The sequence below is a fragment of the Sinomonas sp. ASV486 genome (assembly GCF_030908215.1).
Taxonomy (GTDB): domain Bacteria; phylum Actinomycetota; class Actinomycetes; order Actinomycetales; family Micrococcaceae; genus Sinomonas; species Sinomonas puerhi.
The window spans coordinates 59,437-81,620 of the sequence record NZ_JAVFJK010000016.1; the positions used below are offsets into that span (position 1 = coordinate 59,437).

At 68.3% G+C, this 22,184-nt stretch carries 19 protein-coding genes and 1 pseudogene; 10 read left to right on the forward strand and 10 right to left on the reverse strand.

Annotation, left to right across the window (positions count from 1 at the left end):
* Positions 1–92 precede the first annotated feature (92 nt).
* From pstB to pstS, 4 genes are all read right to left on the reverse strand, one after another.
* Positions 93–872: a phosphate ABC transporter ATP-binding protein PstB gene (gene pstB / locus RBS60_RS18745; RefSeq protein ID WP_307959064.1), complete on the reverse strand. Its 780-nt coding sequence runs from the start codon at positions 870–872 to the stop codon at positions 93–95.
* Positions 873–905: 33 nt separating this feature from the next.
* The gene (pstA, locus tag RBS60_RS18750) at positions 906–2,012 is read right to left on the reverse strand and encodes a phosphate ABC transporter permease PstA (RefSeq protein WP_307959065.1); all 1,107 of its coding nucleotides are present in this window, start codon (positions 2,010–2,012) and stop codon (positions 906–908) included.
* Position 2,013: 1 nt separating this feature from the next.
* Positions 2,014–2,973 carry a phosphate ABC transporter permease subunit PstC gene (gene pstC, locus RBS60_RS18755; RefSeq protein ID WP_307959066.1) on the reverse strand — a complete coding sequence of 320 codons (960 nt, stop codon included), beginning with the start codon at positions 2,971–2,973 and terminating at the stop codon, positions 2,014–2,016.
* Positions 2,974–3,117: 144 nt separating this feature from the next.
* A complete protein-coding gene (gene pstS, locus RBS60_RS18760; protein ID WP_307959067.1) occupies positions 3,118–4,236 on the reverse strand; it encodes a phosphate ABC transporter substrate-binding protein PstS in 1,119 nt (372 codons plus the stop codon).
* A 234-nt stretch (positions 4,237–4,470) separates the two neighbouring features.
* Here pstS and RBS60_RS18765 point away from each other — a divergent pair, with 234 nt between their 5' ends.
* From RBS60_RS18765 to disA, 3 genes are all read left to right on the forward strand, one after another.
* On the forward strand, positions 4,471–5,589 hold the full coding sequence (locus tag RBS60_RS18765) for an FUSC family protein (protein ID WP_307959068.1): 1,119 nt from the start codon (positions 4,471–4,473) through the stop codon (positions 5,587–5,589).
* A 55-nt stretch (positions 5,590–5,644) separates the two neighbouring features.
* Positions 5,645–7,060, forward strand: coding sequence for a DNA repair protein RadA (gene radA / locus RBS60_RS18770; protein ID WP_307959069.1), 1,416 nt, complete (start codon positions 5,645–5,647; stop codon positions 7,058–7,060).
* Between the two features lie 161 nt (positions 7,061–7,221).
* A complete protein-coding gene (gene disA, locus RBS60_RS18775; RefSeq protein WP_307959070.1) occupies positions 7,222–8,298 on the forward strand; it encodes a DNA integrity scanning diadenylate cyclase DisA in 1,077 nt (358 codons plus the stop codon).
* A 9-nt stretch (positions 8,299–8,307) separates the two neighbouring features.
* Here disA and RBS60_RS18780 read toward each other — a convergent pair whose 3' ends face one another.
* The gene (locus RBS60_RS18780) at positions 8,308–9,057 is read right to left on the reverse strand and encodes a hypothetical protein (protein ID WP_307959071.1); all 750 of its coding nucleotides are present in this window, start codon (positions 9,055–9,057) and stop codon (positions 8,308–8,310) included.
* A gap of 315 nt (positions 9,058–9,372) precedes the next feature.
* Here RBS60_RS18780 and RBS60_RS18785 point away from each other — a divergent pair, with 315 nt between their 5' ends.
* Together RBS60_RS18785 and RBS60_RS18790 are read left to right on the forward strand one after the other, a co-directional pair.
* The gene (locus tag RBS60_RS18785; protein ID WP_307959082.1) at positions 9,373–10,365 is read left to right on the forward strand and encodes an A/G-specific adenine glycosylase; all 993 of its coding nucleotides are present in this window, start codon (positions 9,373–9,375) and stop codon (positions 10,363–10,365) included.
* A 163-nt stretch (positions 10,366–10,528) separates the two neighbouring features.
* Positions 10,529–11,014 (forward strand): hypothetical protein, encoded by a 486-nt coding sequence (locus RBS60_RS18790; RefSeq protein WP_307959072.1) that lies wholly within the window; start codon positions 10,529–10,531, stop codon positions 11,012–11,014.
* 115 nt (positions 11,015–11,129) lie between these two features.
* Here RBS60_RS18790 and RBS60_RS18795 read toward each other — a convergent pair whose 3' ends face one another.
* Positions 11,130–11,681 (reverse strand): amino-acid N-acetyltransferase, encoded by a 552-nt coding sequence (locus RBS60_RS18795; protein ID WP_307959073.1) that lies wholly within the window; start codon positions 11,679–11,681, stop codon positions 11,130–11,132.
* 229 nt (positions 11,682–11,910) lie between these two features.
* On the opposite strand from RBS60_RS18795, the gene RBS60_RS18800 reads away from it, so the two are divergent.
* The gene (locus RBS60_RS18800; RefSeq protein ID WP_307959074.1) at positions 11,911–13,638 is read left to right on the forward strand and encodes a DUF222 domain-containing protein; all 1,728 of its coding nucleotides are present in this window, start codon (positions 11,911–11,913) and stop codon (positions 13,636–13,638) included.
* A 31-nt stretch (positions 13,639–13,669) separates the two neighbouring features.
* Here RBS60_RS18800 and RBS60_RS18805 read toward each other — a convergent pair whose 3' ends face one another.
* The 4 genes from RBS60_RS18805 to dhaK form a co-directional block, all read right to left on the reverse strand.
* Positions 13,670–15,787: an alpha/beta fold hydrolase gene (locus RBS60_RS18805; protein ID WP_307959075.1), complete on the reverse strand. Its 2,118-nt coding sequence runs from the start codon at positions 15,785–15,787 to the stop codon at positions 13,670–13,672.
* A 65-nt stretch (positions 15,788–15,852) separates the two neighbouring features.
* A complete protein-coding gene (gene dhaM / locus RBS60_RS18810) occupies positions 15,853–16,527 on the reverse strand; it encodes a dihydroxyacetone kinase phosphoryl donor subunit DhaM (protein ID WP_307959076.1) in 675 nt (224 codons plus the stop codon).
* On the reverse strand, positions 16,524–17,198 hold the full coding sequence (gene dhaL / locus RBS60_RS18815) for a dihydroxyacetone kinase subunit DhaL (protein WP_307959077.1): 675 nt from the start codon (positions 17,196–17,198) through the stop codon (positions 16,524–16,526). Before dhaL ends, dhaM begins: the two co-directional genes overlap by 4 nt.
* Complete coding sequence (dhaK, locus tag RBS60_RS18820) at positions 17,198–18,199, reverse strand: dihydroxyacetone kinase subunit DhaK (protein ID WP_307959078.1); 1,002 nt, start codon at positions 18,197–18,199, stop codon at positions 17,198–17,200. Before dhaK ends, dhaL begins: the two co-directional genes overlap by 1 nt.
* A 195-nt stretch (positions 18,200–18,394) precedes the next feature.
* Here dhaK and RBS60_RS18825 point away from each other — a divergent pair, with 195 nt between their 5' ends.
* The 4 genes and pseudogenes from RBS60_RS18825 to RBS60_RS18840 all read left to right on the forward strand — a co-directional run.
* Positions 18,395–19,615: an ROK family transcriptional regulator gene (locus tag RBS60_RS18825; RefSeq protein WP_307959079.1), complete on the forward strand. Its 1,221-nt coding sequence runs from the start codon at positions 18,395–18,397 to the stop codon at positions 19,613–19,615.
* Positions 19,616–19,866: 251 nt separating this feature from the next.
* Complete coding sequence (locus RBS60_RS18830; RefSeq protein ID WP_307959080.1) at positions 19,867–21,033, forward strand: extracellular solute-binding protein; 1,167 nt, start codon at positions 19,867–19,869, stop codon at positions 21,031–21,033.
* Complete coding sequence (locus RBS60_RS18835) at positions 21,030–21,998, forward strand: sugar ABC transporter permease (RefSeq protein WP_307959081.1); 969 nt, start codon at positions 21,030–21,032, stop codon at positions 21,996–21,998. The genes RBS60_RS18830 and RBS60_RS18835 overlap by 4 nt, the downstream gene beginning before the upstream one ends.
* A pseudogene (locus RBS60_RS18840) lies at positions 21,998–22,184 on the forward strand (hypothetical protein); the annotation flags it as partial. The gene RBS60_RS18835 and the pseudogene RBS60_RS18840, both read left to right, overlap by 1 nt.

Genomic DNA, 22,184 nt, shown 5'->3' on the forward strand with positions numbered 1-22,184 from the left:
CGAGTGGGAGCACCCCGACAAGAGCGGCGGGCACCACGCCTGAGGCGCGGCAGCCCGCCGTCGTGCGTGTTATGCGTCCTAGCCGATGCAGCTCACCCGAAACGGCCGGAGACGTAGTCCTCCGTCTGCTTGTCCTTCGGGTTGTTGAAGATCGTCGTGGTGTCGTCGTACTCGATGAGGTGGCCGGGCTTGCCGGTACCGGCGATGTTGAAGAACGCCGTCTTGTCCGACACGCGCGCGGCCTGCTGCATGTTGTGCGTGACGATGACGACTGTGTAGTTCTCCTTGAGTTCCTCGATGAGGTCCTCGATCGCGAGGGTCGAGATCGGGTCGAGGGCCGAGCAGGGCTCGTCCATGAGGAGCACATCCGGCTTCACGGCAATGGCGCGGGCGATGCACAGGCGCTGCTGCTGACCGCCGGACAGGCCCGAACCCGGCTTGTTGAGGCGGTCCTTGACCTCGTTCCAGAGGTTGGCGCCACGCAGCGACTGCTCGGCGAGGGCGTCGGCGTCCGACTTGGAGATCTTGCGGCCGTTGAGCTTGACGCCAGCCAGGACGTTGTCCTTGATCGACATCGTCGGGAACGGGTTGGGCCGCTGGAAGACCATCCCCACGTGCGAGCGCACGGCCACCGGATCGACCCCTGGCCCGTAGAGGTCATCGCCGTCCAGCATCACCTGGCCCTTGACGTACGCGCGCGGGATGACCTCGTGCATGCGGTTGAGCGTGCGGAGGAAGGTGGACTTGCCGCAGCCCGACGGACCGATGAACGCTGTGACTGACTTGGGCTCGATGTTGATGTTGACGCCCTCGACGGCGAGGAAGTCACCGTAGTAGATGTTCAGATCATGGACGTCGATGCGCTTGGACATGCTGTTCCTTCTGGATTCTGAGGTGAAGTCTGGTCAGCGGCCGGTCTTGGGGGCGAACACCCGGGCGATCAGGCGGGCCGCGAGGTTCAGGAGCATCACGAGGATGATGAGCACCAGGGCCGCACCCCACGCCCGCTGGGTGCTCGGATCCGGGTTCGACGGCGAGGTCGGGTTCAGGATCTGCGTGTAGATGAACGTCGGGAGCGAGGACATCCAGTCCGCGAACACATTGAGGTTGATCTTCGTCGCGAAGCCCGCCGTGACGAGGATCGGGGCCGTCTCGCCGATGACGCGCGCGATCGCGAGGGTCACGCCGGACGCGATGCCGGAAATCGCCGTCGGGATCACGATCATGAGGATCGTGCGCCACTTCCGCACGCCGAGGGCGTAGGAAGCCTCGCGCAACTCATTCGGGACGATGCGCAGCATCTCCTCGCTCGAGCGCACCACCACGGGAATCATGAGCACCGAGAGCGCGACGGCGGCGACGAACCCGGTCTTCGTGCCTGGGCCCAGGATCGTGGCGAAGAACGCCGCCGCGAAGAGGCCGGCCACGATGGACGGGATGCCGGTCATGACGTCCACGAAGAACGTGATCGCACGCGACAGGCGTCCGTCGTTGCCGTACTCGACGAGGTAGATCGACGTCAGCAGGCCGATCGGAACGGAGATGATCGTGGCCCAGAGCGTGATGAGCAGCGTGCCCATGAGCGAGTGGTAGATGCCCCCGAGGACCTTGGTGCCCTCGTTGACCGACTGGTTGTCCTGGATGCCGCTCACGCCGTTCATCGACGTGCCGAGGAAGCCGGGCGTGAGCAGGCCTTTGAGGCCCTCGACGAGGACAGTCCAGATGACCGAGATCAGGGGAAGGAGCGCGATGAGGAACGCGGCGGCCACGAGGCACGTCGCTAGCTTGTCCTTGGCCTTGCGCGGGCCCTCGACGGCAGCGCTCCAGGCGACGAACACGATCGTGAACGTGATCGCGGCGAAGATGCCCCACCCGAACGGGTTGAAGCCGATCAGGGACGAGATCGCGGCCCCCACGATCAGCGCGACGACGAGAGCCGCCCAGGGCGCGAACGACGGCAGACGATTGCGGGTCAGCGCTGAGCTGCGGCGCTGGGGAGCGGTGATGGCCATGTCAGTTCGCTCCCGAGAATTCCTTGTGGCGGCTGATGACCCAGCGCGCGACGACGTTGACTGCGAGGGTAATCACGAACAGCACGAGGCCGGCCGCGATGAGCTGGCTCAGGCTCAGGCCCGTAGCCTCCGGGAAGTTCAGCGCGATCTCCGCGGCGATGGTCTGGTTCCCGGACCTGATGAGGCTCGCGATGAGCGGTCCGGACGAGAGGACGAGGGCCACGGCCATTGTCTCGCCGAGCGCACGCCCGAGGCCGAGCATGATCGCACTGATGACGCCGGGGCGCGCGAAGGGGAACACAGTCATGCGGACCATCTCCCAGCGCGTGGCGCCGAGCGCCAGAGCGGCCTCCTCGTGCAGCGTGGGCGTCTGCAGGAAGATCTCGCGAGTGATCGAAGTGATGATCGGGATCACCATGACCGCGAGCACGATCGACGCGGTGAAGATCGTCTTGCCCGTCGCCGAGGCGGGCCCAGCGAAGATCGGGATCCAGCCGAGCGTCGAGGCGAGCCACGTGTAGCCCGGAACGACGGCCGGAGCGAGGAACGAGATGCCCCACGCGCCGAAGACTACGGACGGAATGGCTGCGAGCAGGTCGATAACGTATCCGAGGATCTGGGCCAGCGCGCGCGGGGCGTAGTGCGAGATGAACAGCGCAACGCCGATCGAGATGGGCGTAGCGATGATGAGCGCGATGGCCGCGGCGATCACCGTGCCGACCACGAGCGGACCGATGTAGGCCCAGAAGCCCTTTCCACCTGCGATCTCGCTCTGGGGGGCAACGAGGGCCGGGACCGCCTGCCCGATCAGGAAGGCCGCGACGGCGAAGAGCACGACAAGGATGACGATGCCAGCCGTGACAGCGGCGCCCGAGAAGACCTTGTCCCCAGTCCCGCCCTTGCTCGAGCCGAAGCCGCCGCGGGATCTCTCGGCGCCCTTGGTGGTTTGAGTTGTGGTCACATCCAACCCCTTGAGTGCGGCTGGCCGGTGCCCGCCGTCTGTTCGTGTCATCGTGTCACGCCCTCTGGTACTCAGCGCAATGCCCGCCCCGTCCGATTCCTCGGACGAGACGGGCCTGCGCCGTGCTGATGCTGTGGTGAATTGTTAGGACTTGACCTTGATCGAGTCGATCGCGGTCTTCGCCTTCGCGGCGAGGTCCGAGGAGAGCGGGGCGCTCTTCGCGGCAGCGGCAGCGTTCTTCTGGCCGTCAGCGGAGACGACGTAGGTCTCCCACGCCTTCACGAGGTCCACGGTGGCCTGGTCCTTGTAGGTCGTGCAGACCACGTGGTACGAGACGAGGACGATCGGGTACGCCGAGGAGTCGGTCGTCTTGCGGTCCAGGTTGATGGCGAGGTCGTTGGCCGCGCGGCCGTCGACCGGCTTCGAGAGGGCCACGGCCTTCGCGGCGCCATCAGCGGAGAGGGCCACGAACTTGTCGCCGACCTTGACCTTGGCCTTGCCGAGGGTGCCGGTCACGGCAGAGTCATCGGCGTAGGCGAAGGCACCGGGGGTGTCGGTGACGGTCTTGACAACACCAGAAGTGCCCTTGGCGTTCTCGCCCGGGAGCGAGGCCGGCCACGTCTGGGCGCCCTTGTCGGTCCACACCGACGGGGCGGCCGCGGCGAGGTACTCCGTGAAGTTCTGGGTGGTGCCCGAGTCGTCGGAGCGGTGCACCGGCGTGATCTTCAGGTCAGGCAGCTTGGCGCCGGAGTTGTCGGCGGCGATAGCCGGGTCGTTCCAGTTGGTGATCGTGCCACGGAAGATCTTGGCGATCGTGTCGGCGGTGAGGTTGAGGTCCGTCACGCCCGAGACGTTGAAGGTCACGGCGATCGGGGAGATGTAGACCGGAATGTCGAGCGCGCCGTCGGGGCCGCAGACAGCCTTGGCGGACTCGAGCTCGTCCGTCTTCATGGCGGCGTCGGTGCCGGCGAACTGGCTCGCGCCGGAGATGAAGGTCTTGCGGCCGGCGCCCGAGCCGTCCGGGGAGTACTGGACGGTGACGCCCGGGTTGGCCTGCGTGAAGCCCTGCTTCCACGCATCGATGGCCGAGGACTGGGCGCTCGAACCGGTGCCGGTGAGGGTGCCCGTGACCTTGGGGCCGGACGATGCCGAGCCGGTGTTGGTGGTGCCAGCGGTGTTGTCTGAACCGCAGGCGGACAGCGCGAGCGCGCCAGCTGCGACGACAGCGACGGCCGAGAGGCGGCCGATACGGAGAGCCTTCACGAAGGTGCCCCTTCCAGGGTGGTTGAGTGCGTACGAGCCGTACTGAAGTCGAAGCTAGAGCCGACAGGTGAAGACTCTGCTCGCCGATGGTTAACGGAAAATGAACGACACACCGATTCGGCGTGACGATGGGCCCTATGGCCTTGCCTTCTCCGTCACACCGCACTAATGGAACATCACGCGAGCGGGAGACAACAGGGAGGTGAACTCAGACAGGCTCCCTAGACTGCACCCATGGCTATGTGGGCGGTCGCGCGCGACTACGTCAATGACCTGAGATCCGCGGGCGTCGTCCGCGTCCGCCATTCGCTCAGGCCGGCCGTGAGCATGACCGTGGGTGCAGTGCTCGCCTACTTCATCGCCGAGACCGTCCTCGGACACACCATGCCGATCTTCGCCGCAACGTCGGCCCTCATCTCACTGGGCTTCGGGCGCGATCTCACGGTCCGCAAGGTGCTCGAGGTGGCCGTGGGATGCACGCTCGGGATCGCCGTCGGGGACCTCCTCATGCACGTTCTGGGCGACGGGCTCTGGCAGGCCGCCGTCATCCTCTTCCTCTCGATCATGGTCGCCCGGTTCCTCGACCGCGGGGTGATCTTCGCAACGCAGCTCGGGCTCCAGTCCCTCTTCGTCGTGCTGCTGCCCGCGACGACGGGCGGACCGTTCTCGCGGAGCCTCGACGCCGTCGTCGGCGGTCTCCTGGCCCTCACCCTCACCGCGGTGCTTCCCCGCGACCCACGCGTTGAGCCGCGTCGTGACCTCAAGGGCCTGCTCGAAATGTTCGGCACGATGCTGCGCGAATGCGCCGAGGCCCTCGCGGACGCCGATTCGACCCGCGCATGGCATGCACTGGTCCGCGGCCGGAATTCGCAGTCAACGCTCGATGCGATCAGGGCGAGCCTCAAGTCCTCCTCCGAAGTGGCCCGCATCGCGCCCGCCTACCGACGCCACCGGGGCGAGATCGAGGAGCTCAGCAAGGCGGTCGGGTTCCTCGATCTGGCGATGCGCAACGGGCGCGTCGTCGCGCGCCGGCTGGCGTCGGTGATCAACAACGCCGCCCTGACGCAAGCCGCCGCCGAGAGCATCGCCGAGCTGCTCAACGATACGGCGGACGCCCTCGACAGCGTCGCCGACGGGCTCATCGCCGAACGCCGCGAGGAACGCGCGGCCCAGATGCGCTCGGCGCACCGCGCCCTCGCAGACATTGCCGCACGGGCGCACCCCAAGATCCTGCACGTGGAGCGGCTCGAGGGAGAAGCCCTCGTGGTCCTCCTGCGGCCCATGCTCGTGGACCTTCTCGAGGCCACCGGTGACGACCACGAGGAAGCGGTCGCCGCCCTGCCCAGGATCTGACGGGCCCCGGCGTCCGTGCCGAGAAGTGTCGGCACCCTGCCCTAGCCTTGAGCGCATGGCAACCAAGACCAGCACGCGCAGCACCGCCCGTTCCGGCAAGGCCCCCGGGTACCGATGCGCCGAGTGCGGCTGGACCACGGCAAAGTGGGTGGGCCGGTGCGGCGAGTGTCAGGAGTGGGGAACGGTCGAGGAGGTCGGCGCCGTCGTCGCGCGCACGACGGCGGCCACTTCCGTTCTCGAGCCGGCCCGCCTCATCGCGGACGTCGACGCCACGGACGCCGCGTTCCTGCCTACCGGAGTCGGTGAGCTCGATCGGGTGCTGGGCGGGGGGCTCGTTCCTGGGGCCGTGATCCTCCTCGCGGGCGAGCCAGGCGTGGGCAAGTCAACACTGCTGCTCGACGTCGCCGCGAAGGTCGGTGGCGGGCAGGGGGCGAGCTCAACGGCGCGGGACGTCCTGTACGTGACGGGCGAGGAATCCGCGGCGCAGGTCAAGCTGCGCGCGGAGAGGATCGACGCCGTCGCGCCACGCCTGTTCCTCGCCGCGGAGACGGACCTCTCCCAGGCCCTCGGCAACGTTGAGAAGATCGCGCCGCAGCTGCTCATCGTGGACTCCGTCCAGACCCTCTCGAGCCCCGAGGTGGACGGCAGCCCGGGCGGGGTGTCGCAGGTGCGCGAGGTGGCGGCGTCGATCATCGCGGCGGCGAAGCGGCGGAACATGACCACGCTGCTCGTCGGCCACGTGACCAAGGACGGCTCGATCGCGGGACCGCGGCTGCTCGAGCACCTCGTGGACGTCGTCTGCCAGTTCGAGGGCGAGCGCCATTCGCGGCTGCGGCTCCTGCGTGCCGTCAAGAACCGCTACGGACCCACCGACGAGGTGGGCTGCTTCGATCTGACGGAGACCGGGATCGAGAGCGTCACGGATCCCTCGGGACTCTTCGTGTCCCGGACCAAGGAGCCCGTCTCAGGCACCTGCATCACGGTGACCCTCGAGGGGCGCCGGCCGCTCCTCGCGGAAGTCCAGTCGCTCCTCGCGGAGACCACGGCAGCGCAGCCGCGCCGGGCCACGAGCGGGCTCGACTCGTCGCGCGTCTCGATGCTCCTGGCGGTCCTGCAGCAGCGCGCCGGATGCCTCCTGCACAAGGACGACGCCTACATCGCCACTGTGGGCGGCGTGAAGCTCAGTGAGCCGGCCACCGATCTCGCCGTCGCCCTCGCGGTGGCCTCCGCCAAGACGCGCACGGCGCTCCCCCAGCGGCTCATCGCGTTCGGCGAGGTGGGCCTCGCAGGCGAGGTACGGCCGGTGCCCGGCATCAGCAGACGCATCCAGGAGGCCCACCGCCTGGGGTTCACCCACGCCGTCGTGCCTGCGAGCCCCAACGGCCCAGGCGAGGTGCCCCCAGGGTTCCGGGTGAAAGAGGTGGCCCACGTCGCCGAGGCCCTCGAACTCCTGATCCCAGCCGCCGAGTAGCGCGGGGCCCGGCTCCACGCCCGTCTCCGCCGGTCCCCAAGGCGGCGGATGTGCCCGAATCGTTGCCAAGTTAGGGCCCAGGACCGCGTCGCCTCGCGCGTCGCGCGGATACCATGGGATCCGGTGTCGCGCCACGCGAGGCCCAGGAAAGGGAAACTCTCATGGTTCGGACCCCCGAGGAAGCGCTCAATGCCACCTTGGCTCGGGTCGCACCCGGAACCGCGCTTCGCGACGGCCTCGAACGCATCCTGCGCGGCCGCACCGGTGCCCTCATCGTCCTCGGCTACAACCCGACCGTTGAGTCGATCTGCTCGGGCGGCTTCGAGATCGGGATCGAGTTCTCCCCCACGCGCCTTCGCGAGCTCGCGAAGATGGATGGCGCCATCGTATGCGACAGGGACGCCCGCACGATCGTCAAAGCCGCCGTGCACCTCGTCCCTGACTCGTCGATCGAGACGTTCGAGTCCGGCACGCGTCACCGCACCGCGGAGCGGGTCGCGAAGCAGACCGGCCTCCCGGTCGTCTCGGTGAGCCAGTCCATGCAGATCATCGCGCTCTACGTACAGGGCATCCGACACGTCATCGAGGGCTCCGAGCGGGTGCTCGCGCGCGCCAACCAGGCCCTCGCGACACTCGAGCGCTACCGGGCCAGGCTCGACCAGGTCACCCACTCGCTGTCCGCCCTCGAGATCGAGGCCATGGTCACGGTCCGAGACGTCGCGCAGACGCTCCAGCGGCAGGAAATGGTGCGCCGCATCTCCGAGGAAATCGCCCACTATGTGCTCGAGCTCGGCGACGACGGCCGCCTCCTCGCCCTCCAGCTCGAGGAGCTGATCACCGGCCTGGGGCCGGGCGCGGACGTCGTGATCCGCGACTACGCGGGTGCCGACGTCTCCAACGAGACCATCGATGCCGCCGTCGAGGGGCTCATGGAGCTCACGAGCGTGGACCTCCTGGATCTCAACCGCATCGCCGCGATCCTCGGCTACGCGGGCGGGATCGAGACGCTCGACGCCGTCGTGCACCCCCGCGGGTACCGCCTCATCTCCGGCCTCAAGCCCGTGCCGCGTGCCGTTGCGGACCGCCTCGTGGACCACTTCAACGGGCTCCAGAACCTGATGGCCGCCACCATCGACGACCTCATGACGGTGGACGGCATCGGCGAACAGCGTGCCAGGACCGTGCGCGAAGGGCTCTCCCGGATGGCGGAGACGAGCCTTCTGGACCGCTTCCTCTAGGCGGGATTCCTACTTGAGCTCGAAGACCGCCTTCGAGCTCGTCACCGGTCCGAGCGACGCGGTCATGACGTAGATGCCCGGCTTGGGCTGCGTGGTGACTGCCTTGCATCCCTCGGTGCTGCGGACGCGGTCCCACGGGAAGTTCGCGGTTTCCGAGGCGCCCGCGGCAATGGTCTTGGGGAGGTCCTGAGCGCTCGCCTGGCAGTCCTTCGACGAGAAGACGCGGTCGGTGCCACTCACAACGAGGAACTCCATCTGCGTGGTCCCCACATTGACCTCGCACGGCATCGGATTCCCGTTGGTCACCTTGAGCGTGAAGACGGGCTTCTCCGTGGGGGCGTAGCTCGGCTTGTCGGTGGACGCCGAGACGGTGATGAGGTGCTGGTCGCATGCCGGCGTCGGGGTGGCGGTTGGCGTCGCTGTGGGGTCGGCGCTCGCTCCGGCAGCGCTGGCCGCGGACGACGCCGACGGGTCGGCTCCCGCCGTCGACGTCGCCTTGGAGCTCGGGTCGGAACCGGAGCCTAAAGCAGCCGTGGACAGGGGCGCCGGGCTCTGGGCTACCGAGCCCACCGCCACGACGGCGGTCCAAATGCCCACCCCGAGCACACCAAGGATGAGGACCATGAGGACGAGAACAGCGAGGCGCCGCCTCCGGTACACCGCCGGGCTGACGCGGCGCGTACCCTGCGACCGAGTGCCCGCAGCGCGGCCCCCCGTCGAAGTCCGTGTTCCCGTTCCACCCTTGTCCTGCCCTGCCATGCCTCTAGGCTACGGATCCACAGCCCGCTGAACCCCGCCGCCGCGCCGCTAGAGGCGTGGTCGAATCGCTGAGCCGCTGCTCCGTGACCAGGCTCGTGATCGTCACCGAGACGGTGCCGTTACAGTGGTGCAGACCCACACGGTGACCTCCAGATCGTGACCTCCAGATGGTGACCATCAGAACCTGACTTCCAGAACGTGACCCCCAGAAAGGCTCCCGTGACCGCCACAGCCGCGCCCCGCCGTCGTGCGTCGCAGCGAGCAGCAGCGCCCGCGGCGGCAGCGCCCGCGGCGGCAGCGCTCCCGGACCCCGAGATGCTCGGCAGGCTGCACGCGACGCTCGTCGACTGGTTCGCACGCGAAGCGCGGGACCTGCCGTGGCGGGCCGCTGGCCGGACGCCGTGGGGAGTGCTCGTGAGTGAGGTCATGCTCCAGCAGACGCCCGTGGCCCGCGTGCTGCCAGTGTGGCGGGAATGGATGGAGCGGTGGCCGCATCCCGCGGATCTGGCCGCCGAACCGGCTGGGGAGGCCGTGCGCGCGTGGGGCCGGCTCGGCTATCCGCGCCGGGCGCTCCGGCTGCACGCCGCCGCGACAGTCATCACGTCCGAGCATGGCGGCGAACTGCCAGACACCGAGGAAGGACTCCTTGCGTTGCCCGGCGTCGGCTCGTACACGGCCGCGGCGGTCGCGTCGTTCGCCTTCGGACGCCGGGCCACGGTGGTGGACACGAACATCCGGCGGGTCCACGCGCGGCTCGTCGGCGGCGAGGCCCTTCCGGCCCCGACGCTGACCGCAGCCGAGCAGCGTCGCGCCACGGTGCTGCTGCCCGCCGACCGGGCGCAGTCCGTCGCCTGGAATGCCGCGACGATGGAGCTCGGCGCCATCGTGTGCACGGCCCGATCGCCGCGGTGCGCGGAGTGCCCAGTGTCGGATGCGTGCGCCTGGCTCGCCGCCGGCGAACCACCGCCCACCTACACCCCGCGGGGCCAGGCATGGCACGGGACCGACAGGCAGGTGCGAGGGGCCATCATGGCAGTGCTGCGCGCGGCCCAGCACCCGTTGCAGCGCGATCTGCTCGAACCGCGTGGACCCGAGGACAGTGCCCGTGCAATGCCGGGCTCTGCGGGGTCCACGCGCTCGGCACCCTGCCCAACTCAATATTCCGTGGAAGGTACGGGACCTGTCGGGGAGGCCTTGGCTCGCCTCCACGCGCTGCGTACTGGGCCCGAGCAGCTCGAACGGGCCCTCGCGGGCCTTCTCGCGGACGGCCTCGCGGTTGAGGTCGAGGGATCCCTGCAGCTTCCGTGAGGCGCCAAGCGCTCTGGCAATGTCCTACGCACAAGTACCGGATCTCCGCGAGCACCGGATCTCCGCGCACAAGTACCGGATCTCCGCGGTCGCAACCGATTCGCGGCCACATCGAGACCTCAGCTGTGTTGAGGGAGAGTCCGCCGAGACCTAGGCTCCTCGCATGCATGGGAGGACGCTCCTCGTTGCCGTTTCGGTGGGCATCCTGACGGCAACCCCTCTAGTGGCCTGCCAGGGACCCGTGGCGTGCCCGGCGATCGCGGCGGCCCCCTTCCTCACAATCCACATCACCGAGAACCTCGCGGCGAGGTTGAACCCCCTGTCGGTCACTGCCACGGCCTGCCAGGACAATGGGTGCCATGACGGCCCGCTCGCCCTGACCGAGGAGCAGCCCGCCAGTCCCGCGACCCAGAGTGCGGCGGCAGCGAGTTCATCGACAGGCAAGGTCGGGCGGATCAACATGGGGCTCCTCACCGAGACGCCCATCGACCTCACCGTCGCCGGCCACGACCTCCTCGGCACTGGCATCGGCCCCCACCGCCTCCAATTCGCGCCGAACATTTCCTACCCGTGGGGCTACGGATGTCCGCGCGTCGTCACCGCCGACGCCACGTGGGACACCACTGGACTCCGCCGGTCGGGTCCGTAATGGCCCTGGGCCTGGAGCTCTGCCAAGACGCGGCTCCTACCGGTCTGCGTCCCTCGACACGAAGACCACCACGGCGTCGGCAACCCTCGAGCCACTCGGCCTTGGGGCAGGGTGACTACTCGCGCGCCCGCCCCGGCAGCCACTTGATCATGCGCGTGTTGCCGAGGGTGTTCGGCTTGACCCTCGCGAGGTCGAGGAACTCCGCCACACCTTCGTCCTGCGAGCGCAGCAGCTCCGAGTACACCTCGGGATCCACGCCGGACTGGTCGGCCATCACCTCGAATCCGTGCCGCTCGAAGAAGCGCACCTCGAAGGTGAGGCAGAAGACCCGCTGCACGCCGACGTCGTGCGCATCAGCGAGCAGCCGCTCCACGAGCGCGTGCCCGACGCCGCGGCCCCGCCATGCGTCCGCGGCAGCGAGGGTTCGGATCTCCGCGAGGTCCTCCCACATGACGTGCAACGCGCCGCACCCGATGATCTCGCCGTCCGGAACCTGCGCGACGACGAACTCCTGGATCGCTTCGTAGTACGCCACCGACTCCTTCGAGATGAGGATCCGGCGTTCGGCAAGCGGCGCGACGAGCTGCCGGATCGCCGCGACGTCGCCGGTTCGCGCGCGCCGCAGAGTGAACGGCGGGGCAGCGGTCTCGGTCGGGGCGTGAGTCATGCGCTCAATCCTAGTTCTGCGCACGACGGCGCCGCGGGTCGCCTTCCGCTTGGGTCGGGGCTGCCCCAGGGCGGACAGCCTGCGCCGACCGTCTATGGCGTGTCCTGCGGAGCAATCGGGAGCAACTTCAGCTCGGCACATACCCCATCAGCGTCTTCTAGTTTGTTCGCATCATGTGCGATAGTATCGAATACATATTCGAGAAACCACGTGAACCGAAGGGGGCGGGATGACAGCGACGGCAAGCACGCTCGAGCGGACCCCAGCCGAGCCCTTCTCGTTTGTTTCGCGTGACCGGGCCTCGCTGCACGGTGAACTCTGGATTGATCCGAGCACTTTGGGCACGCCCGAGGGCACCGCCCGGGCACTCAAGGCCCTCGCGGACTTCGATGCCTATAGCGCGGCCATGAAGGCTTTCCTCGTGAACCTCATCGGCCAGCAGATCGCGGAGGAGCCCCTCGAAGGCCGCGGAGGTCAACCCACACGGCTGGGCGGCGAGCTCGCGCACGCGGCCACGGTGTCCGAGGTGGCCCTGCTGCAGAACACGTCCGAAGCGGTGGCTGCCCGAAACGTCAACTTCTCAGACCGGCTCGTCGACACCCATCCGGCAGTGCACGAGGCGCTTTTTGCCGGCGACATCACCGAATCGCACGCGAAGATCATCGTCGAACAGGCGGCGACGCTGCCTGACGAAGCCGCCGAGGCATTCGGTGTAGAGGCGCTGTCGCGTCTCCATACGAGGAAGGGGCATCGGCGCACGCCTGGCGAACTTCGAGGAATCATTCGAGCACTCCGGGAGCGGCTCCACCCCCAGTCCATAGCGAAGCGTCGCGTCCGCGCCCAGGCGGATCGCCGAGTCTGGTTCCAGCCTGAGGAGGACGGCATGTGCACCCTGACCGCCCTGCTCCCGTCTGAGGTTGGCTTCGCCGCCTACAAGCGCCTGGACGCGATCGCCCAAGCTGCCCACGGCGCAGAGGGCGAATACCGGACCAAGCCACAGCTGCGCGCCGACGCCTTGGCACAGGCGCTCCTCGAGACGCAGACTCGCTCCGAGACCGCCTCGAACCCCCAGACCGTCTCGAACCTCGCCGCTGACCCCACGACTGCCGAGGCACTCAGTGGCGGGAGCGAAGGGGGCCTGCGCGAAGGGGGCGGGTGTCCTGCCCCTGTGCGCATCCCGGAGGGCCTGGATGACCTCGTGAAGGCTGAAATTGTCGTCCATATCTCTGTGGCCACACTGCTCGGAGCGTCGGACGATGTTGCCGAGCTCGAAGGATTCGGCGTCATCGACGCCCAGACTGCCCGCGAACTCGCTGCGGCTGCTCCCACATGGCAGCGTCTCTTGACGGACGAGGACGGCGTGCCGGTGCGCCTGGGCCGAACGGCCTATCGGCCCCCAGAAGGGCTCAGACGGTTCGTCCGGTACAGGGACGGTGTATGCGTCGTCCCGGGATGCACCTGCGCGGCCAGGCGCACTGAGATCGACCACACCATCGAATGGCAGGACGGCGGGACTTCCGACGCCGATAACCTTGCGCTGCTGTGCCCCAAGCACCATGCCCTCAAGTCGCTCGCGCTGTTCACCCTCCGCCGCACGGCCGATCAGGCGAATAGCCGCAGGACTGATCAGGCGAATGGCGCGGCGCCGATGAGCGGCGAACTCGTGTGGAAAACCCTCCTGGGATTCGAGCACGTGGCAGGTCCCCTCGAACGAGACCACATCCTGAGCCCACGCACCGTTGAGCTTCCTTCCCCGCCGGAGGCCTCTTCCCTGCCGGAGCCGTCTTCCCTGCCGGAGGCGTCTCGGACCACCGAAGCGAAGTCCTCAGTCGCTTCGGCCAGAGCGGGAGCGACCCCAGCGATCACGCCCCCGGAGGCAGCACTGACTCCAGACGAGGACCTACCCGAGCCCTTGCCGCCCCCGGTGCTGCCTCCGGTCCTGCCCCCGCCGTTCTAAGGTCGAGGCAACGGCGCACTCTGCCAAGCGCTTACAGCCCGAGCTCCTTCGGCAGTTCCCGGGCCTCCCCCAGCACATGCTCGGCGAGGAAGGCTCCTACGACGCCGTACCAGACTTTCGTATGCTGCGGCTTGAGGATCCAGTGGTTCTCGTCCGGGAAATAGAGGAACCGATGCGGGGTCTTCCCGTCATCGTCCGCGGCGAGCTGTGAGGCCGAGAGGAGCTCCCACCAGAGCCGCAGGCCCTCGCCGATCGGCACGCGGTAGTCCTTGTCGCCATGGATCACCAGCATGGGCGTGCGGATCTCGCCGACCGAATGGTGCGGGGAGTTGGCCTGTATCATGGCCTCGTCCATTTCCTTGGCCCAGTACAGCGCCATGTCGGTCGTCGGTCCGAACGAATCGAGCGCCCACAGGCTCGCGTGCGTCACGATGGCCCGGAAGCGGTTGGTGTGGCCCGCCACCCAATTCGCCATGTACCCGCCGAATGATCCGCCCATCGCGGCCGTCCGCCCGGCGTCAAGGTCGTCGCGCTGCAGGGCCGCGTCGGTGATGGCCATTAGGTCCGTGAAGGGTTCAGCGCCCCACTGACCCCAGCCTCTGTCGATGAACCGCTGCCCATAGCCCGTCGACAGCGCTGGGTCCGGGAGCAGGACCGCATAGCCCTGGGCGGCGAGCAGCCACGGGTTCCAGCGCCACGTCCAGGCATTCCACGAGCCGATCGGACCGCCATGAATCCAGAGGAGCAGGGGGTGAGGGGCCTCATGGGTTCCATGCTCGGCGGGCAGCGCGAGCCACGCACGCAGCGGGGTGCCGTCCGACGCAGTCGTCGTGACCTTCTCGAGTCGGCCCGGGATCTCGGGCCGCGCGGCCGGGTTCTGCAGGCGGGTGACCTCGCCCGTGCCGAGGTCGATCCGTATCACCTCGGGCGGGAACAGGTACGAGCTCCTGAGCGCATAGGCGCTCGACCCATCAGGTGAGACGACGACGTCGGTGTACGCGGCGTCGTCGTGCGTCGTCTGTGCCACGGCCCCCGTGGCGACGTCGATGCGGAACACGGGCGAGCGGCCGGCGTCGTCAGCAGTGACGATCAGCGCCGAGCCGTCCGGCAGCCACGCCGCGGGATGCGCCACGCGGTCCCACTCCGGGGCCAGGCGGCGCAGCTGCCCCGTCGAGACATCGAGCAGGTGCAGCTCCGACCGGTAGGCGCTGGTCGGAGTCGTGTGCGGCTCGACCACGACGGCGACAGTACGCCCGTCCGGGCTGACCGGTCCGGCCAGATAGTCCATGCGGTCCTCGGAGAGGAGTATGCGAACGGTGCCCGAGGCGACGTCGACCGCAGCGAGCTCGCTGCGCAGGTCGCCTTTCGCGAGGGCCCTCGCAACGGACGTGTACAGCGTCCGGCCGTCCGGGCTCGCGTGCGCCTCGCCGAAGCGCAGGCCCGCGCCGATGTCCAGGGTGAGGTTCCGCAGCTCGAGTGAGGGCCCCTCGTCCACGGTGCTCGGCTTGCCGGGCTCCGGCTCGGCCTGCGATTTCTCGACCGCGAACAGGCGGGGCTCCCCCGGCCCCAGGTCGGAGTCCCAGTACCGCACCGGATAGGAGGAATGCAGGATCGCCGCGACCTTGCCGTCCTTGCGGGCCTTGCGGCGCGCCTCGTCGTCGGCCTCATCCGTGCTTCCGGCCAGCGTGGAGGCCTGGACGAACGCCGCGTCCGCACTCAGGGCGGTGATGACGCGTTCGACGCCGCCCGCCCGGCTGAGCACGACCCTCGCCTCTCCGCCCGCGGCCGGCAGAAGCCACAGTGCGTTGACCGGGTCCTCGTCCGGCTTCTCGGGGTCGGGCCGGGCCGAGGTGAAGAAGAGGTCGCCGTTCGCAGCGAAGGCGGCGCCAGCCTCCCCCTTGGCGCTGCGCGTGATGCGGCGCGCCGGGACCGCGCCCGTGGAATCGACCTCCCACAGTGCGGTGCGGTACTCAGTGCTCTTGCTGTTGAGCGTCGCCACAGTGGTGACGAGTCGCGCGCCGTCCGGGCTCATCGCGAGCCCGGAGATCCGCGGGATCGCGACGTAGTGGTCGAGATCGTGGAATGGGGTCTCGGGTGCAGGCTCGGCGGCGGTCTCGGGTGCAGGCTCGGCGGCGCTCTCGGCAGTCATGCCCCGATTCAACCCACAATGTGAGGCAAAGCACAGATCCGTTCACTATTGGTGAAACAGTTCTTTCAGAGCTCGCCGAAGCCCGCCTCTACCTGCGCCGTGACAAAACGGACAGCCTTGGCGGCGTCCGGCCCCGCGGCCTCGACCACGAGCTGCTGCCCTTGGCCGGCGCCGAGCGCCATGAGCGCCATGACGGACTGGCCGTCGACGCCGTTGACCGTCACCTGGACGTCGTAAGCGGAGAGCCGCCCCGCGAGGACCGCGGAGGGGCGCGCGTGCAGACCCAGAGGATTCTTGAGTGTCAGGACCGCCGACTCGCTGGGCTCGCTTATCTCCGGCGGCTCCTCCGCCTCCGCCCCTCGCACGGCCTCCTCGGCCGCGCGCACGACCCCGTCGAGCCCCGCTCCGGCCCTCGATGCAACAGCGGCCGCGACGGACCCCTCGACGAGCGCCGCGTCGGCGATGCGGACGCGCGCACGCTGCTCGTCGTCAAGGAACTCGAGCACCGACTCGGCGGTCATGACGGCGGATCCGAGATCTGTCAGGACTACGACGCCCTCCCCCGTGTCTGCAGCCACAATGCCGTCCATGACCTTCTCGAAAGAGGTTCCCACGCCGCCGTCATCCGTCCCGCCCGCAGCCACGAGCGGGACACCCTCGCCCATCTGTGCCGCGACCTCGACGACGCCCTCTGCGAGGCGCGCGCTGTGGGAGACGATGAGCAGCCCGACCGGCGTCACGCCCCAGCCCCTGGTCCACCCGCACCGCTTCCGCTCTCCGCAGCCGTCACCGCCGCGCGCAGGATGAGCGCAGACGACACCGCGCCCGGGTCGAGGTGCCCCGCGCTGCGTTCGCCCAGATAGCTCGCTCGGCCCTTGCGGGCGACGAGCGGCTTGGTCGCCTCGGCACCGGTCTCGGCGGCGTCGGCCGCGGCGACCAGCGCGGCGACCCCGTCCGCCGGGTCCGCAGTGACCGCGGCCTCGGCGGCTGGTGTCCACGCGTCGACCATCGTCTTGTCCCCGGATTGGGCCTTGCCGCGCGCCACGATGCCGTCCCGGCCCGCTGCGAGCATCGCGGCCACGGCTTGCCCGTCCAGCGCATCGCTGTCGGCAACCGCCGTCGAGGCGCGCAGGTAGGCCGTCCCGTAGAGCGGCCCGGCCGCCCCTCCGACCTTGCTCATGAGCATCATGGCCGCCATCTTGAGCGCGGCCGCGACCGAGTCGGGAGACTCGTCGTCGAGCTTCGCGACGATCGCCGTGAAGCCCCGGTCCATGTTCTCGCCATGGTCGCCGTCGCCGATCGCGCGGTCAAGGTCGATGAGCTCTTCGCGGTGCTCGGCGATGACCCGTGCGCTCTCGCGCAGCCAACGCTCGGCCCAAGCCCCGTCAAGCCGCCCGTCAGGCCCCGCCATCAGGCGCCCCACCGCAGAGCCGGAGTGTGCACGGGGGCGTCCCACAGCTCGGTGAGCTCGTCATCAAGCCGCAGCACGGTCACGGAGCAGCCCTGCATCTCAAGCGACGTGATGTAGTTGCCCACCAAGCTCCTCTCCACGGCTACTCCCCGGTCCGCGAGCAGTTGGGCCGCCTTGCGGTACACGATGTACAGCTCGGACAGCGGCGTTCCGCCCATCCCGTTGACGAACAGCAGGGCCTTTTCGCCCGAGCCGATCCCGAGGTCCTCGACCACTGGGGTCAGGAGGTGCTCGGTGAGGGCATCGGCGGGCTCGAGGCCCACACGGTGGCGGCCGGGCTCGCCGTGGATGCCGATGCCAATCTCGATCTCGTCCTCGGCCAAATCGAAGCTCGGCTTGCCCGCATGCGGGACGGTGCAGGGCGTGAGCGCAAGGCCCATCGAGCGGACGTTCGCCACGACCTTGTGGCCCACGGCCTCGACCGCATCGAGCGTGTCGCCCCGCTCCGCCGCGGCACCGGCGATCTTCTCCACGAGCACCGTGCCGGCCACGCCCCGCCGTCCGGCGGTGTACAGCGAGTCCTCGACCGCGACGTCGTCATTGACGAGCACCGTCCGCACCTCGATGCCTTCGGCTGCGCACAGTTCGCCGGCCGTCTCGAAGTTGAGGACGTCGCCCGTGTAGTTCTTCACGATATGCACGACGCCGGCGCCTCCGTCCGCGGCCTGGGTCGCCGGAACGATCTGGTCGGGGGTGGGTGAGGTGAAGACCGGGCCGGGGACTGCGGCGTCGAGCATCCCCTTGCCCACGTAGCCTCCGTGGAGGGGCTCGTGGCCGCTGCCTCCGCCCGAGACAAGGCCCACCTTGCCCGGCACTGCCCCGCCCACGCGGCCGATGAAGATCGGGTCGGTGTGAACGGTCACGAGGTCCGAGTGGGCGAGGCCGAAACCCTCGACCGACTCGTCCACCACCTTCTGGGGATCGTTGATGAGCTTCTTCATATCCGCTCCTTCACACGTCTCTCTCGGACGGTCTGCACGGGTGTTCTTGGAGCGTACCCCGGCGGCGCGGCACAAGGACAGGCCCACTGGGTTTGGCCAGCGCACGCACGATGGCGCCCTGCACCCTGATGGGATGGGGCGCCATGCGCTGTGGTCGCCCGGGAGGACGCCTTGACACCCGCAAGCTTTTGTCTGATGCTTGAACGGAAGTTGGAGGAGGCTACTGTGTCAGATCGACAGTTCGGCGTTGCCCAGGGCGCAGCGTCCCACGGGCGCATCCTCGAACTGATCCGCACGGCAGGAGGCCTCTCCCGCCAGCAACTGCTCTCCGCAACCGGAATGTCTCGGGCAACGCTCTACGAGCGCCTCGACGCACTTGGTCGGGCGGGCTACGTCTACGAAGCGGAAGCACTGGCAGCAACGGGCGGCCGCCGCTCCCGGAACATCCGCTTCGACGATCGCGGGCGCGTCATCCTCGCACTCGCCCTTGGCCAGACGCGGGCCACCGCCAGCGTCGCCGACACCGACGGCTCCGTCCTCCGATCAGTGACCCTTGATCACGACATCGCGGATCCCGCCGAAGACGTGCTCGCGCCGCTCGTCGAGGCCGGACAGTCACTCCTGGCTAGCCGGGAAGCAAGCGAGAGTCTCATCGGAGTCGGAGTTGGCTTCCCGGCGCCGATCGAGGCCGGGACCGGTCGCCTCGTGCATGCGACGACCGTCCCGACATGGCGCGCGGACGCAGCCGTCACCCTACTCGGCGGAACCTGGGACGTCCCCCTCGTAGTGGAAAACGACGCGATGGCCGCCGCGCTCGGTGAACGGTCCGGCGACGACGAGACCCTCGTCTACGTCAAGGTGGGCACCGGAATCGGGTGCGGAATCGTGATCGACGGATCAATCCTGCGAGGCGCGCGCGGCGCCGCTGGCAGCATTGGCCACATCCGGATGGCCCGTGAGGGGCCCATCTGCCGATGCGGGCGCCACGGCTGCCTCGCGGCCTTCAGCTCGGGACTCGCAATTTCACATAATTTCTCCAGCAATCGCCACCTCGGCCTAGATGAAATCCGCGTGGCCGCAGAGCAGGGAGACGAGGAGGTTAATCAAATCCTGCGTTCTGCCGCGGACATTCTCGGAAGCGCCCTCAGCGCCACCATCACCACGATCAATCCACACCGCCTCGTCCTAGGAGGACGAATAGGTTCTCTGCCGGTCTTCATTGACGGCGTCCGTGAAAGAGTGCTCACCGACGTTGTCGAGAGAATATCGGACGGGCTCGCAGTCGATGCGGGGGCTCCTGATGACAGGAGCGCCGTAAGAGGGCTCGCAACCTTGGTCATGCGCAAGGTGTTCGCTCCACAGACGGTCGACGACTCGATATCGAATTCTCTGCAAGCCACTGGGCAAACGGCCTAGCGCGAGTTCTGGTCTCATTCTCACGGTTATTCGACACATGCACTATTGGCATGCCCAAAAAGTCTTCGCGCCGAAGTCGAGCGAATGTTAATGAGAATGTAACCTCAGCGTCGGCCATCGGTTGAACAATTTCTTGACCCTAGCAATGTCGGCAATTCAAGATTGTCTTCGCCCCTGCTGAGTGCCCCCCTGAAGAAACTCCATCCCATCCCCCGCTTGAGCCTTCCGCCAAGCTCACATAGGAGACACACATGAAGTTCACATCCGCGCTGCGGTCCGGCGTGGCCGTGGCCGCGCTGGGGCTCGCCCTGTCAGGCTGCGCCCAGAGCAGTACGGCCGCCAAGACGAACGCCGGCGATGCCGGCGATGCCGGCATCAAGACCGTGAAGGTGTTCATCAGCGGTGACACGAATATCCAGAGCCTGTGGGAGAAGGACCTCGGTCCTGCCTTCGAGAAGGCGAACCCGGGGTACAGGGTCCAGGTGCAGATCGACCTGCACGGCGAGCACGATGCGCAGACGCTCGCCAAGCTCACGAGCTCGGTGGAGCAGAAGAAGGATGCCGACTTCGACCTGGTGGACGGCGGGTTCGTCTCCAAGGCCTCTGGCGCCAGCCTCCTGGAGAAGGTGGACACCTCCTCGGTCAAGGCCCTGGCCGACATCCCAGCGGACGTGGTCAAGGCCGGCGGCCAGGGCGGGATCCCGTACCGCGGGTCCTCGGTCCTGCTCGCGTATGACACGAAGACCGTCGCTGCCCCGCCGAAGACCCTCGACGAGCTCCTCGAATGGATCAAGGCCAACCCGGGCAGGTTCACGTACAACTCCCCGAAGTCCGGCGGATCGGGGGCGGCGTTCGCGGCGACCGTCCTGGACAAGTACGTCCCGGCGGATGCGCGACAGAAGATGACCGTGGGCTACGAGAAGGACCTTGAGTCGACGTGGGATCAGGGCTTCGAGACACTGCGGGGCCTGAACCCGTACGTCTACCAGAAGGGCGTCTACCCGAACGGCAACAAGCAGACCCTCGAGCTGCTGGCCAGCGGCCAGATCTCCATGGCGCCCGTCTGGAGCGACCAGTTCCTCACCGGATCGGCCAACGGCACGATTCCCGCGTCGGTCAAGGCCGCGCAGATCACCGGCCCGTCGTTCACCGGCGGCGCCGCCTACCTCGGCGTCCCCGTGAACAGCCCGAACAAGGAGGCTGCGCTCAGGCTCGCGAACTTCGTCCTGCAGCCCGAGCAGCAGGCGGAGATCGTGAAGGAGATCTCCGGCTACCCGGCCATCTCCATCGGCAGGCTCCCGGCGGACATCAGGGACAGGTTCGCCAATGCGGACACGAACAACCTCCGCAAGGGCTACTTCGACCAGATGTCCAAGGACATGAACAACCTCTGGGACCAGAAGGTCCCCGGCCAGTGACCTCTCAGTCCACCGCGGTCCGGCAGCCGGACCGTCCCGCCCCGTCTCCGCCCGTGCGCTCGGCCTCGGCCCAGCGCGCGGGGGCGGGCCGGGCCGCGGGCTTCGCCATGGCGCTGCCGCCGATCCTCCTCATCGCCCTGTTCATCGGGTTCCCGATCGTCCTGGCGTTCGCCTTCAGCCTCGGCTTCACGGGCGGACTGAACCGGACGATCGCCCTCATCGGCCAGAACGTCCACGAAGCCCAGGGCGGCCCCACGTTCGGCGCCTACGCGGACATGTTCACCAATCCCAGGTTCCTCGGGGACCTCGCGGTCACGGTCATCGTCACCGCGGTGAGCACCGCCGTCGTGATCCTCCTGGCTGCCGGGATCGGCCTGTACCTGAAGTTCAAGGGCGGGGTGGTCGGGAAGGTCCTCTCGGCCCTGGCAGTCATCCCGCTGTTCATCCCCGTGGTCATCGCGTCCTGGGCCATCCTCGGGTTCTACTCGGCGGACGGGTTCCTGCGCAGCGTCGCCGCCCAGCTCGGGGTGGACTTCCCGGTGTGGTCGTTCACGATGGTCACGGTGGTCATCGGCTCGGTGTGGACGTCGCTTCCCTTCGCGACCCTCCTCATCACGTCCGGGCTCCAGTCGGTCCCGCAGGCCATGATCGACTCAGCTCGCGACGCCGGCGCCTCCTTCTGGCGCGTGGTCATCAGCGTTGTGGTGCCGATGGCCGGGGTGCCGATCATCATCGCCACCACGTTCACGGCCATCGGGATCCTGGGATCCTTCACCGTCCCGTACTTCACGGGCCCGAACTCGCCGAACATGCTCGGGGTGGACATGTCCAACTACTTCTCGGCCTTCAACCAGCCCCAGCAGGCCGTCGTCATGGCGTTCGTCGTGTTCGCGATCGCCTCGGGCATCGCCGCAGTCTATGTGTGGGCGAACTTCCGCTCGGCCAGGGAAAGCGGGGCCCTCTGATGCAGAACTCCTCCCCACGCCGTGCCCTCACGGGCACGCTCGTAGTCCTGTTCGCCCTGGCCATGGCCGTGTTCATCATCGGCCCGCTCCTGTGGCTGGCCGTGCGGGCCTTCGCCACGAACTGGACATACCCCAACCTGGCCCCGGACGGGTGGACGTTCAAGTGGTGGGAACTCGTCTTCAGCG